Annotated in this window: 10 protein-coding genes; 2 read left to right on the top strand and 8 right to left on the bottom strand. The window is 63.0% G+C overall.

From position 1 onward, the window contains the following. Both EYW47_RS05040 and EYW47_RS05035 read left to right on the top strand, forming a co-directional pair. Positions 1–3,150, top strand: coding sequence for an MdtB/MuxB family multidrug efflux RND transporter permease subunit (locus tag EYW47_RS05040; protein ID WP_133193780.1), 3,150 nt, complete (start codon positions 1–3; stop codon positions 3,148–3,150). Positions 3,151–3,154: 4 nt separating this feature from the next. Next, on the top strand, positions 3,155–6,463 hold the full coding sequence (locus tag EYW47_RS05035) for an efflux RND transporter permease subunit (RefSeq protein WP_133193779.1): 3,309 nt from the start codon (positions 3,155–3,157) through the stop codon (positions 6,461–6,463). 280 nt (positions 6,464–6,743) lie between these two features. Here the strand turns inward: EYW47_RS05035 and EYW47_RS05030 are convergent, their stop codons facing one another. The 8 genes from EYW47_RS05030 to EYW47_RS04995 all read right to left on the bottom strand — a co-directional run bounded on the left by EYW47_RS05030 (position 6,744) and on the right by EYW47_RS04995 (position 13,962). Beyond that, positions 6,744–8,489: a GmrSD restriction endonuclease domain-containing protein gene (locus EYW47_RS05030; RefSeq protein ID WP_165976497.1), complete on the bottom strand. Its 1,746-nt coding sequence runs from the start codon at positions 8,487–8,489 to the stop codon at positions 6,744–6,746. Positions 8,490–9,000: 511 nt separating this feature from the next. Further along, complete coding sequence (locus tag EYW47_RS05025) at positions 9,001–9,675, bottom strand: nucleotidyl transferase AbiEii/AbiGii toxin family protein (RefSeq protein ID WP_133193777.1); 675 nt, start codon at positions 9,673–9,675, stop codon at positions 9,001–9,003. Beyond that, on the bottom strand, positions 9,672–10,151 hold the full coding sequence (locus EYW47_RS05020) for a helix-turn-helix domain-containing protein (protein WP_133193776.1): 480 nt from the start codon (positions 10,149–10,151) through the stop codon (positions 9,672–9,674). The genes EYW47_RS05025 and EYW47_RS05020 overlap by 4 nt, the downstream gene beginning before the upstream one ends. A gap of 111 nt (positions 10,152–10,262) precedes the next feature. Next, complete coding sequence (locus EYW47_RS05015; protein ID WP_133193775.1) at positions 10,263–10,514, bottom strand: hypothetical protein; 252 nt, start codon at positions 10,512–10,514, stop codon at positions 10,263–10,265. Positions 10,515–10,557: 43 nt separating this feature from the next. After that, positions 10,558–11,100 carry a hypothetical protein gene (locus EYW47_RS05010; RefSeq protein ID WP_133194203.1) on the bottom strand — a complete coding sequence of 181 codons (543 nt, stop codon included), beginning with the start codon at positions 11,098–11,100 and terminating at the stop codon, positions 10,558–10,560. Positions 11,101–11,150: 50 nt separating this feature from the next. Beyond that, complete coding sequence (locus EYW47_RS05005) at positions 11,151–11,618, bottom strand: hypothetical protein (protein WP_133193774.1); 468 nt, start codon at positions 11,616–11,618, stop codon at positions 11,151–11,153. Between the two features lie 185 nt (positions 11,619–11,803). Continuing rightward, positions 11,804–12,367, bottom strand: a complete 564-nt coding sequence (locus EYW47_RS05000) for a peroxiredoxin (RefSeq protein WP_133193773.1) — start codon at positions 12,365–12,367, stop codon at positions 11,804–11,806. A 227-nt stretch (positions 12,368–12,594) separates the two neighbouring features. Then, positions 12,595–13,962 carry an EAL and HDOD domain-containing protein gene (locus EYW47_RS04995; RefSeq protein WP_133193772.1) on the bottom strand — a complete coding sequence of 456 codons (1,368 nt, stop codon included), beginning with the start codon at positions 13,960–13,962 and terminating at the stop codon, positions 12,595–12,597. Positions 13,963–13,976: the final 14 nt, after the last annotated feature.

The following is a 13,976-nucleotide window of genomic DNA, read 5'->3' as shown; positions in this document are numbered from 1 at the left end:
ATGAATCCATCCCGCGTCTTTATCCTGCGTCCGGTCGGCACGGCGCTGCTCATGGCGGCGATCATGCTGGTCGGCCTCGTCGCGCTGCGTTTTTTGCCGCTTTCCGCCCTGCCCGAAGTCGATTACCCGACCATCCAGGTCCAGACCTTCTATCCGGGCGCGAGCCCGGACGTGATGACGTCCTCGGTCACGGCGCCGCTCGAGCGTCAGTTCGGCCAGATGCCGTCGCTCAACCAGATGTCGTCGCAAAGCTCGGCGGGCGCCTCGGTCATCACGCTGCAGTTCAGCCTCGATCTGCCGCTCGACGTGGCCGAGCAGGAAGTGCAGGCGGCCATCAACGCCGCCGGCAATCTGCTGCCCTCGGACCTGCCCGCGCCGCCGATCTACGCCAAGGTCAACCCCGCCGACGCGCCGATCCTCACGCTCGCGATCACCTCGAAGACGCTGCCGCTCACCCAGGTCCAGGATCTCGCCGACACGCGCCTCGCACAGAAGATCTCGCAGGTCGCGGGCGTGGGCCTCGTGAGCCTCACGGGCGGCCAGCGCCCCGCCGTGCGCATCCAGGCGAATCCGCGCGCGCTCGCGGCCTACGGCCTGAATCTCGACGACCTGCGCACGAGCATCTCGAACCTGAACGTCAACACGCCGAAGGGCAACTTCGACGGCCCGACGCGTGCCTGGACGATCAACGCGAACGATCAGCTCACCGACGCCGACGCCTACAAGGACGCCGTGATCGCCTACCGCAGCGGCCGCCCGGTCATGCTCACGGACGTGGCGAACATCGTGCAGGGCGCCGAGAACACCAAGCTCGGCGCGTGGGTCGACAACACGCCTGCGATCATCCTGAACGTGCAGCGCCAGCCAGGAGCTAACGTGATCCAGGTGGTGGACAGCGTCAAGGCGCTGCTGCCGCAATTGCAGGAAGCGCTGCCCGCCTCGCTCGACGTGCAGATCGTCACCGACCGCACCACCACGATCCGCGCCTCGGTGCGCGACGTGCAGTTCGAGCTCCTGATGTCGGTCGTGCTGGTGGTGCTGGTGATGTACCTGTTCCTCGCCAACGTCTACGCCACCATCATTCCGAGCCTCTCCGTGCCGCTCTCGCTGATCGGCACGCTTGCCGTCATGTACCTGTGCGGCTTCTCGCTCGACAACCTCTCGCTGATGGCGCTCACGATCGCGACCGGCTTCGTCGTGGACGACGCCATCGTCATGATCGAGAACATCGCGCGCTACGTGGAGGACGGCGAAACACCGCTGGAAGCCGCGCTCAAGGGTTCGAAGCAGATCGGCTTCACGATCATCTCGCTCACGGTTTCGCTGATCGCGGTGCTGATTCCGCTGCTCTTCATGGGCGACGTGGTGGGCCGGCTCTTCCACGAGTTCGCGATCACGCTCGCCGTGACCATCGTGATCTCGGCGGTGGTCTCGCTCACGCTCGTGCCGATGATGTGCGCGAAGATGCTGCGCCACACTCCGCCACCCGAGAGCCATCGATTCGAGGCGCGCGTGCATGGCTTCCTCGAATATGTGATCGGCCGATATGGCGTCGCGCTGGAATGGGTGCTCGCGCGCCAGCGTCTCACGATGATCGTGTTCGCCATCACCTTCGTGCTTACCGGCGTGCTCTACGTGATCGTGCCCAAGGGCTTCTTCCCCGTGCAGGACACCGGCGTGATCCAGGCGATCACGCAGGCGCCGCAATCGGTCTCGTACGCGTCGATGGCCGAGCGCCAGCAAGCGCTCGCCACCGAGATCCTCAAGAACGAGAACGTGGAGAGCCTCACCTCGTTCATCGGCGTGGACGGCACCAACATCACGCTCAACAGCGGCCGCATGCTCATCAACCTGAAGCCGCGCGACGACCGCAGCGAGACGGCGAACCAGATCATCCGCGACTTGCAGCAGTCGGTTTCGCACATCTCGGGCGCGACGCTCTACATGCAGCCGGTGCAGGACCTGACGATCGACTCGACCGTGAGCCCGACGCAATACCAGTTCATGCTCACGACGCCCAACATCCAGGACTTCACGACCTGGGTGCCCAAGCTCGTGCACCGGCTGGAGCAGGCTCCCGAGCTTGCCGATGTCGCAACCGACCTGCAGGACCAGGGCCAGTCGGTGTTCATCGAGATCGACCGCGCAAGCGCCGCGCGCTACGGCATCACGCCCGCGACCGTGGATAACGCGCTCTACGACGCGTTCGGCCAGCGCATCATCTCGACGATCTTCACGCAGTCGAACCAGTACCGCGTGATTCTCGAAGCCGATCCGGTGATGCAGCACTACACCGACTCGCTCAATGGCATCTACCTGCCCTCCTCGACCTCGACCACGGGCCAGGTGCCGCTCTCGGCCATCGCGAAGTTCCACGAGCGCCCCGCGCCGCTGCTCGTCACGCACCTCTCGCAGTTCCCGGCCACGACCATCTCGTTCAACCTGGCGCCTGGCGCGTCGCTGGGCGCGGCGGTCAAGGCGATCGAGCAGGCCGAGAAGGACGTCGGCCTGCCAGGCTCGTTCCAGACGCGCTTCCAGGGCGCGGCGCTCGCGTTCCAGGCGTCGCTCGCGAACGAGCTGTTCCTGATCCTCGCCGCCATCGTGACGATGTATATCGTGCTGGGCGTGCTCTACGAGAGCTTCGTGCATCCGATCACGATCCTCTCGACGCTGCCGTCGGCGGGGATCGGCGCGCTGCTCGCGCTGATCATGACGGGGCACGACCTCGACATCATCGGCATCATCGGCATCGTGCTCCTGATCGGCATCGTGAAGAAAAACGCGATCATGATGATCGACTTCGCGCTCGACGCCGAGCGCAACGAAGGCAAGCCGCCGCGCGAGGCGATCTATCAGGCGTGCCTGCTGCGCTTCCGCCCGATCATGATGACGACGATGGCGGCGCTGCTGGGCGCGCTGCCGCTCATGCTGGGCACCGGCGCGGGCTCGGAGCTGCGGCGGCCCCTTGGCATCGCGATCGCCGGCGGCCTGATCGTGAGCCAGGCGCTCACGCTCTTCACCACGCCCGTGATCTACCTGGCGTTCGACCGCATCGCGGCGCGCATGCGCCGGCGTTTCGGCGGCGGCTCGCATCCGGGCACGCCCCCGGCACCCCCGGCGCCCTCGCCATCGTCACCGTCGGAGCACTGACGCGATGAATCTCTCGCGCCCGTTCATCAACCGCCCCGTCGCCACCACGCTCCTCGCGATCGGCATCGCGCTCGCAGGCCTCTTCGCGTTCGCGAAGCTGCCCGTCGCGCCCCTGCCACAAGTGGACTTCCCCACCATCTCCGTACAGGCGACGCTGCCAGGAGCCAGCCCGGAAACGGTGGCCACCAGCGTGGCGAGCCCGCTGGAGCGCCACCTCGGCTCGATCGCCGACGTCACCGAGATGACCTCGCAGAGCTCGGTGGGCAGCACGCGCATCACGCTGCAGTTCGGCCTGAACCGCGACATCGACGGCGCCGCGCGCGACGTGCAGGCGGCCATCAACGCCGCGCGCGCCGACTTGCCCACGAGCCTCAGGCAGAACCCGACCTACCACAAGGTCAACCCCGCCGACGCGCCCATCCTGATCCTCGCGCTCACCTCGCCCACGCTCAGCGCGGGCCAGCTCTACGACTCGGCGGCCACGGTGCTGCAGCAGTCGCTCTCGCAGGTGGACGGCGTGGGCGAAGTCGACGTGAGCGGCTCGGCCAACCCGGCCGTGCGCGTGGAGCTCGAGCCGCACGCGCTCTTTCACTACGGCATCGGTCTCGAAGACGTGCGCGCGGCGCTCGCCTCGGCGAACGCGAACAGCCCCAAGGGCGACATCGAGTTCGGCACGCGGCGCTTCCAGCTCTACACCAACGACCAGGCGAGCAAGGCGAGCCAGTACAAGGACCTCATCATCGCCTACCGCAACGGCGCGGGCGTGAAGCTCTCCGACGTGGGCGAAGTGGTCGATTCGGTCGAGGATCTGCGCAACCTGGGCCTCGCCAACGGCAAGCGCTCGGTGCTCGTGATCATCTACCGCCAGCCCGGCGCGAACATCATCGAGACCGTGGACCGCGTGATCGCGATGCTGCCGCAGTTGAAAGCGTCGCTGCCCGCCAACGTCGACGTGATCCCCGCCTCCGACCGCTCGGTCACGATCCGCGCCTCGCTCAAGGACACCGAGCACACGCTCATGATCGCCGTGGCGCTCGTCGTCATGGTGGTGTTCCTGTTCCTGCGCAACTGGCGCGCCACAATGATTCCGAGCGTGGCCGTGCCGATCTCGATCATCGGCACCTTCGCGGCCATGTACATGATGGGATTCTCGCTCGACAACCTCTCGCTGATGGCGCTCACCATCGCGACGGGCTTCGTGGTGGACGACGCCATCGTCGTGCTCGAGAACATCTCGCGCCACATCGAGAACGGCGTGCCGCGCATGAAGGCCGCACTGCTCGGCGCGCGCGAGGTGGGCTTCACGGTGCTCTCGATCAGCGTCTCGCTGGTGGCCGTGTTCCTGCCGATTCTGCTGATGGGCGGCATCGTCGGACGCCTGTTTCGCGAGTTCGCGCTCACGCTCTCGCTTGCGATTGGCGTGTCCCTCGTGGTCTCGCTCACGCTCACGCCGATGATGTGCTCGCGCCTGCTCGAGCAGCCGCAGGAAAAGAAGAAGGAAGGCCGCTTCGGGCAGTGGCTCGAGCGCGGCTTCACGCGTCTGCACCGCGGCTACGAGCACACGCTCGGCTGGGCGCTCGAGCATCCGCGCCTGGTGCTCCTGACGCTCTTTGCCACCATCGCGCTGAACGTCGTGCTTTACGTGTTCATCCCCAAGGGCTTCTTTCCGCAGCAGGATACGGGGCGCCTCGTGGGCGGCATCCAGGCCGACCAGTCCACCTCGTTCCAGGCGATGAAGGTGAAGTTCGCCGAGATGATGAAAATCGTCGGCGAGAATCCGGCCGTCGATCAGGTGGTGGGCTTCACGGGCGGGCGCGCGACCAACTCGGGCTTCATGTTCGTCTCGCTCAAGCCCAAGAGCGAGCGCAAGCTCTCCGCCGACCAGGTGATCGCGCAGCTGCGCGAGCCGCTCTCGCACGTGGCGGGCGCGCGCACCTTCCTGCAGGCCGTGCAGGACATCCGCGTGGGCGGGCGGCAGTCGAACGCGCAGTATCAGTTCACGCTGCTCGCCGACAATACCGCCGACCTCTACAAGTGGGGGCCGAAGCTCACCGAGGCGCTGCAAGCGCGCCCCGAGCTCGCCGATGTGAACTCGGACCAGCAGCAAGGCGGCCTCGAGTCGATGATCACGATCGACCGCGCGAGCGCGGCGCGCCTGAAGATCACGCCTTCGCAGATCGACAACACGCTCTACGACGCGTTCGGCCAGCGCCAGGTCTCGACCATCTACAACCCGCTGAACCAGTACCACGTGGTGATGGAAGTCGCGCCGAAGTACTGGCAAAGCCCGGAGATGCTCAACCAGATCTGGGTGAGCACGTCGGGCGGCACCGCAAGCGGCGCGCAGAGCACCAATGCGACGGCGGGCACGGTAAGCGGGCCTTCCACGTCCAGCGCCTCGACCGGCGGCACGGGCGCAACGTCGGCCTCGAGCGCCGCGGCCATCGCCGCCGACTCCGCGCGCAATCTCGCGATCAACTCGATCGCGGCGAGCGGCAAGTCGAGCGCGTCCTCGGGCGCGGCGGTCTCCACGGCGAAGGAAACGATGATCCCGCTCTCGGCGATCGCCTCGTTCGGTCCTGGCACGACGCCGCTCTCGGTGAACCACCAGAGCCAGTTCGTGGCCTCCACGATCTCGTTCAACCTGCCGCCGGGCAAGTCGCTCTCGGACGCGACCCAGGCCATCTATGACACGATGGCCGAGATCGGCATGCCGCAGACCATCCACGGCAGCTTCCAGGGCACCGCACAGGCGTTCCAGCAATCGCTCGACAACCAGCCGCTCCTGATACTCGCAGCGCTCGCGGCCGTGTATATCGTGCTCGGCATCCTCTATGAGAGCTACATCCACCCGCTCACGATTCTCTCGACGCTGCCTTCGGCGGGCGTGGGCGCGCTGCTCGCGCTGCTGATCTTCAAGACCGAGTTCAGCATCATCGCGCTGATCGGCGTGATCCTGCTGATCGGCATCGTGAAGAAGAACGCGATCATGATGGTGGACTTCGCGATCGACGCCTCGCGCCAGGGCTTGAGTTCGCGCGATGCGATCTATCAGGCGTGCCTGCTGCGCTTTCGGCCGATCATGATGACGACCTGTGCGGCCCTGCTGGGCGCGCTGCCGCTCGCGTTCGGGCGCGGCGAGGGCGCGGAGCTGCGCGCACCGCTCGGCATCTCGATCGTGGGCGGCCTGATCGTGAGCCAGGCGCTCACGCTCTATACGACGCCGGTGGTGTATCTGTACATGGACCGCCTGCGCGTATGGTGGGATGAGAAGCGCGGGCGCGCGGCGCCGCCGCCGCGGGTGCTGGAGTGAAGGCTGACCTACATATAAGGGCGGCTGAAGTGAGGCTTCAGCCGCCCCTATACCAAGTTCTATGTCGAAATGCGCGGGAGCAGAGAGTACCTGTCGACAGAAAGCGGGCACTCGACCTGCCGAATCAATGGCCAGAAACGGCCGCCCACCATTGGACATGAGCGGCCGGCGGAGGCCGTAGGCCAGAGGATGTCCACTCGACACAAGAATTGGGCGTCTAAGCTTCGGGAGTAGATCCAAAAGACTAGCAATTAACAGAACCGCTTCGTCGCGCCCCCCTCTATGCTTTCGCGCTCAAGAAGCGCCGAAACAGCGCAGCGTACCCTGGCTGCGCAATCTCAGATACATTCGATCCGTGCCTTTCGTAGTATTTTCCATGAAAGTCGCAGGGCTCATGACCTGCCTCCACCCTAAAGATCACAAGGGATCGATCAGAGTACGAGATCAATCGCACGTCTCGGGATATTTGAGCGCGGGCCCACTCAGTCATCTGCGTTGCAGCGAGCCGCTGCGTTATTCCAAGGAAATAGGAGTCTAACTTCTTCGGAAGCGCAGCGGCTTCGTGGTCGATACCGGTGATCAAGAATCGCTGGTACGATATCGGAGTTATTCCATAAAGATCCTTAATTCGCGCCGCCGTCTTCGCATCGTCGGCCACGCCGACGATTACGTACCCAACCGCCCCTGGGCCCTGATTGGCCATCGCAGCAAGTGTTTTGAACACTTTCTCGAATAGAGGTTCATCGAATTTCGCGGAGCCATCCAAGAACATGAATCCTTGCTTAAAGTCATAGAGCGCTTGCTCCGTGTATGACTGCATCAGAATATTCTCGAACTCCGTGGTCCACGACGACAATGCAGGGTCATTTTGCTTTCTCTTCGAGAAACTTTTCTGAAGAAGGCCTCTAACCACCGTGATATTCTTTTCCCGATCATCTGCGCTGAATCGTCCGCCACCGCCACCGATGGAAATATTCTCACCCGCACCGTCGAGCGCCTTGGCTGCTCTTTTTACATCTTTGATGACCAACTGCTCGTTAATCAATAGCTCCCAAAGAGCCAAAAAGACGCTCTGAAAATAGCGAGGTACGCGCTGCCCAGCATCCGCGAACATTAACTCGCTGAAACGTTTTCCGGATGCCTTCACGATCTCGCGAAAAACATCGTGAACTGCCATGTATTGCATAATAAGGACGTCGCTGCCGACCTTTTTTACAGCAGCCTCGATCTCGTCTCGTCGAGCTTGCTTTGCACCGTTCGGTGAATAGCCGAAGAATTCATCGATAATCTCCGCGCTGGAGGATACCTTTGGAGTAAGAAGCACATAGCCGAGCATGTCAGCTATAAGTTCCTCATCGCGCGATTGGCGAATGTACTCGCGAGTGAGAATGTTATTTTGAACCCAAAAAATCGTGTCAACGTTCAAGCCATAGGGCAACTCCTTGCTAGTGATACTTATCTGCTTCATCGAGGACAAATACAGCTTGTCGCTTGCCGACACGTCACCTCGAACCCTTGCAGCTAGATTTCGTACAAGTTGGGCAAAAGAGCTTGTGACACCTGCGACGCGAAGCTCCTGCCTTGACAGGTGCCTTCCATAGGCATTGATTCTGCGAAAGATCTCATCGATTTGCGTGTGAGCGGTAGCAGGATAAACTGTGAGCGGCAAGCTGTAGCCAACAATCTTGACGCAGATTGCCCGATCGAGAACCGGCGTCTTCTGAAGCAACTGGGCCTTGTCAAGGAGGAGCTTCGTCTGAGCCATCGCCTGCAGATCAAAGTACGCTCCGTCGAGATCGAACTCACCTTCTATGAAGGAGACGATTGCGTTTAGCCGCTGCATTCCGTCAATGATCTCAAAGCGGTCCTCCCCCTCGTGGTCCACATCTGCAAGCAAAATCAACGGAACGGGAAACGCCTGACGAAGTGAGTCTATAAATGCTCGCTTCTCATCTATGGACCAGACGAGTTTCCGTTGATACCGACGATTTACGAGAAATCTGCTCTCCGCATTGAAACCGTACACGCGTTCAACGCTCTCGTTCCGATTTGTAAGATCTTGCTTTATGCTTGCCATTTGTTAACCGTTTCTGAGGGTGAGTTCTAAGGAAGTCTTCGTTAAAGGTACCGCGCTTGGACAGAAACGCTAACAGTTCAAGCAGACACGAAGATTTCAGCATCACTTCGAAAGACCGATGATAAACGATGAGGCGATGTAGGCATACCTAGCTCGAAAAATCGACCAGACCGCGCAAGCTATGTACTGCTCTGCAAAAAATTTAATTCAGGTAGATAGCGATATTCACACGGTACAATAGTTGCTTGTACATTTGGATGTGTCAATGACCTTGACTTATGCCTCTGTTCTAAAGCTCGGCTACGGAGCCGTCTCCAATCCACTCGATGTGCTGGCTGGTCGGATGCCATGAAAAGTGACACAGGCGAGAGTCCGCTCTTCGTCGAACTCAGTCGGCCTCGCTGGGTTCCGAACTAGTATTCACTGAGCCTTTTACAATCTGCACCACCGAAGCCCGTGCTCATCGACTAGCGGTATCGCCCGGCATAGCCGTCAGAAACTCAATCGCCAGCCCGACACAGTAGTCAAATGAAGGTGTGTAGCGCAGCGTCTCCATATCATTGAATCTCGACATCAGAAATTCACGATGCTCAACAAGAAGCCGTAGAAACGTCTCACGATGCCGAATGAGATATGCGCTAGCCGCCCTCAAACTATCCGGCTCCTTTTCGATCACGAGACTCAGATCAAATAAGTCTCGCGCCGTCGGGCGATCTCCGCGATACCACATCTTCTTGGCGACAATTTCCGCCGCAGTCTCGACCTTGACCAACTGCCCCATCAACGTCCATTCGTCATAGCCGGGCGAAGTCAGATTCGGGGAAACGACGAAGTCGATTTCGCCTTCGGGCAAGATGAGCTTCACAAATCCCGCGTGCTCGTCGTAGTCCGTCGTGATCCCCGATGCCGTGTCGTTGATGCGAGGATTAACGTACCCAAGATACTGCGGATTTGGAACGAAGATATCGATGTCCTTGCTCATTCGGTGGCCATAGCGCAGCATGAGCACTGTGCCGCCGCCGAAGGTCCAGAACGGACTGGACGTGCCATACGTACGTATTTCGTCGACAAGCGTCAACGCATGCCGGAAGAGAGTCTGCCACGGGCCACTGGGCAGAGACGAAGGTGTGCTCATACCCATACTCCCCGATACAGATGAAGGTCCTTCGACCATGAGGCGAGATTCTTCCAGATCTGCCTCAGTGGCGTACCGGAGCACCTGGAGGCTTCTTCGACCGCTTTTACGACGACGGGCACAGGAACCTCGTCGAGGATGGCCGAGATTTGAGATTCGTATCCTGCTGGAATCTGGCCCGTGGAAAGCGCGTCGGTGAGCAAACGCTCCGTGAGATGCCCTTTGTAGCTGACGTTCGCACTCACCGCGGCCTTATAGAGGCCCCGTTGCTGCGGCCTTGGCGTGGCAGCGAGTTCGAGGCCGAGCACACTGAGCAGCGGAATCAGCTTGTTGATGCCCAGGTCCTTGACTTTGCCCGACTCGAGCTGATTAATGGTGAGTCGCGACAGACCGGCGAGTTTCGCCAGTTGTGCTTGAGTGAGATCGAGTTCCGCGCGCCGTTTCGCCACTGCCTGGCCAATCTCGTAGAGTTGCATGATGACCTCCAGGGCGCCCAAGCTGGCCACCCGTCAATGTAAAGTATATCTTACATCTATGGAGATCTTCACTCGCAAAATTCGACAAAAACGGCTTCGCGCCTGGGGCCGTCAAACCCGCCCTGCCCGCCTCAAATCCATCGGCAAACAACGCACCAGCAGATGCAGTACCAGCGGCACGAGAATGCCATCGTCGACCACGCCCACCAGCGGCAGCGCGATATTGAACGGCGCGAGCGCATAGAGCGCGACGAGCGCCGTCGCGGGCATCAACCACCCCGGGCGTCCGGGCTGACGCAGCGCGAACCACAACACGCGCAGATCGCCCTTCACGACATTCCACAATAGAGCGATACGTTTCATCTCCACCTTCCTTGCCCGCGTAGGGCCTGCAACGCACGCCTCGTCAATGCTGCTCGTGCCCGGGAGCGTCAGAGCGCGAAGTGCGGACCACGAGCCCATCCGGCGAAAAATGGGCGTTGAACATGCCGTCGCCGGCCACGCCGCCTTCGGCCCAGTGCCAGCTCCATACTTCCTCGTGACTCAGCGCGTACTTCGCGACCGTCGCCGGCTTGCCAAGCAGGCGGCGCACCTCGTCCTGCGGCATGCCCGGCACCACTTGCGCGATATTCTGCGCCGTCAGCGCCTGAGTCATCGCGACCAGCTTGCCGTCTGCGTCGAAGTCGAGCATCCATGTAGTCAAGCCGTTCGGCCCGCGCGGATATTCCAGGCGCTGCGCGCCGTCGTCGTCCTCCCACACCATCTCGGGCTTACCCGCCTGACGCCGCACGTCCTCGACCGTCGAGACACCGATTTTCAGTCCTCCGAACGCCATCGAATCCGGTTTGACGGCATTCACGGCGTCGGCGACTTTTTGCTGGTCGCAGGCGGTTAAAAGCGTGGCACTCGTGGCAGCGAGCGCGAGTCCTACATAAAAGCTGCGAAGCATGGGGAATCTGGATGAGTTCTGACAAGGAGCATTCGACACTGCGCTGCGTTTCAAAGTTTCTGCCCGATCGCCAGCGTAAAAATACGCGCCCAGCGCTTTGCCTCGCACTCGCTCGGCATGGGCAACTGCCAGAGCGGCTTGCCCGCATCGGCCACGCTGAGGGCGACGTGCCAGCCGCTCGCGTCCTGCCCGGGCTGCGCGCCTTTCAGGTCCGCGAAGATATACGCGCCGTGAACCTCGCCGAGCGTGACTTCGCACAGCCGCTTGCCGGCCGCGAGCCGCGCCTCGCCCCACACGCCAGCCACGCGATGAGTCCAGTCGCCCTCGCCGCGCAGGTTCGGCGCCACTTCGCGGCGGCGCTGCAGCCAGTTCGCAAGCAGCGTGGCGAGCGCAGCCACGACCACCGCTGCCACGCCGATCGCCACGTCCGTGCCAAAACGCGTAGCCAAAGCCTGAAACGACCAGACCGCGCCGTAGACGAGCGCGGCGAATACGATAAAGAGAACGAGGATAGGCATACGAAGACGGGCCCCCCGGGCGCTCATATGCCGCGGTTGACCACTGGGAACGGGGAAAGCTGCACGATACCAGCGCGCAACACGCGCGGCCCTACCGAAGCGGCCCACGTTTGCCGCATCGCAAGCGCACCTCACGGCCCGCGGCGCGCGGCACGAGATCTGCTACGCGCCGCTGGCGTGGCGTTTTACTGTTGCGGATGCTGCTCGGCCCACTCCTTCACGGCGCGCAGCGTGTTCTCCACATGCTTGTCGGGCGAGAGGCTCGTGTATTCGTAGATGACCTTGCCGTCCGGCGCGATCACATACGAGACGCGATTGGCCATGACGGCGTGCATTGGCATCGACGCGTCGTAGGCCTTGATGATCTTCGAATCCTCGTCGGCGGCAACGGGGAACTTGCTGCGACACTCGCTCACCGAAAACTTCGTGAGGGTGTCGATGTTGTCGTGCGAAACGCCGATCACGGTCGCGCCGTACTGCTTGTACTGGTCGACGGCCTCGGCAAAATCATGCGCCTCGATCGTGCACCCCTTGGTGAACGCCGCCGGGTAAAAGTACAGCACCACCGGCCCCTTCTTGAGCTCGGTGGCGAGCGAGTAGGTATAGGTTTTGCCGCCCAGCGACGCCTGCGTCGTGAAATCGGGCGCGGAGTCGCCCGGCTTGAGCGTCGCCTGCGCGCTCAGCGCGAAGAACGCAAGTCCGGCGCACACGAGCGCCGCGGCCCCCGCCGCGAAATACCTCAGTTTCATGTCGGATGTCCTCGTATGACCTCGAATGCGTCGCCGGCGACCGGGCCAGCGCGGCGGCTCGAAGCGCGAGCGGCGAGGCATGGCACGACGGTCTGCGGCGCGGTCCCGCCGCGTCCGGCAACCGCCCTATTGGACCACACTCCGCCTGCGCACGCAGGGCGAGCACCACGGCCCTGCGGCCGGGCGCCCGCAGGGCTGCACGACGATGAACTGCTTACGAACGCCCTTCAACCATCCGCATATGCCGAAAACCAGGCGCTCGCCCACAGATTGAGCTCGCCGAGCAATGCCGGCGTGAGCACCGCGAAACGCCCGCCCGCTTCGCCCACGAGCGCCTCGGCGAGACGGTCGTCGCCGCGCTCGCAGGCCTGCGCCACGCGCAGCAGCATGCCGAGCTCACCACGCTGGCCGTCCACCGCCTCGCTGATCTCGCGCGCGAGGCCGAGCCGCTCGAGCGTGTGTGCAGGCGTCGAGCCCACCAGCACGTGCACGAGCGAAAAGATGCCCGTCATGAAGGCGGCGTCGGCGAACACGGCGTCGTTGGGCGCGAGGCTGCGCGCGGCCAGCTCCATGAAATGCGAGCGCGTGCCCGCGAGCTGCACGAGCGGGTCGCAGGCCCACGGCAGATCGCGGCCGCTCGCGTAGAGCAACAGCTGCGCCCAGCGCGCGATCTGACGCGTGCCGGCCGCGAGCACCGCCTCGCGCAGCGACGAGATCGGCCGCCCCGGCGCATAGGCGCTCGAATTGACGAGCCGCAGCAGCTGCACGACCACGCCCGGATGGCTGCGCAGCTCGCGCTCGAGCTCGGCCACGCCCACGTCGCTCGCCACCAGCGCGAGCAGGCGCACGAGCGCGAGCCGCGAGGCCCGCACGCGTGGCGCATGCAGCATTTGCGGACGCGCGAAGAAGTAGCCCTGGAACAGATCGAAGCCGAGGCCGCGCGCGTATTCGAAGTCCTCGCTCGTCTCGACCTTTTCGGCGATCAGCGTCTTGCCCTCGGCGGCGATGGCCTCGACGAGCGCGGGCAGCGCGGCGCGCTCGGTCTGCCGCAGATCGACCTTGACGATGTCCGCATAGGGCAGCGCGCGGCGCAGGTTGTCGGTGAGCGCGCTCACGTCGTCGAAGGCGATGCGGTAGCCTTCGCGGCGCAGCTGCGCGAGGCGCTCGAGCACCGCCATGTCGAGATGCACGTGCTCGAGCACCTCGAGCACGAAGCGGCCCGGCGGCAGCAGATGCACGATGTCGTCGAAGAGCAGCTCGCGGCTCATGTTCACGTAGCCGTGATGACGCCCGAGCACGGCGGGCACGCCAAGCTGACCCATGGTGCGCGTGATCACCTGTGCGGTGGCGAGCGCGTCGTCGGTCACGTCGGCGCGGTTTTGCGCGCTGCCCCGAAAGAGCAGCTCGTACGCGGTGAGCGCGCCGCTGCGGTCGATGATAGGCTGACGACCCAGATAGACGAACGGCTGGGAGCCAACGTGCGCACTGTGCGCCACATGCTGATCGGATTGCGCTTGCGGCTGTGCACCGGCACCGCTGGTGTCTCGCGCGGCCGCGCGCACAGGCGACGCGAACGGTGACGATGAATCGGACATGGCAAAAGATTCGA

It is taken from the genome of Paraburkholderia silviterrae, from assembly GCF_004353915.1.
Lineage (GTDB): Bacteria > Pseudomonadota > Gammaproteobacteria > Burkholderiales > Burkholderiaceae > Paraburkholderia > Paraburkholderia silviterrae.
This window is presented reverse-complemented; position numbering and strand designations above follow the sequence as displayed.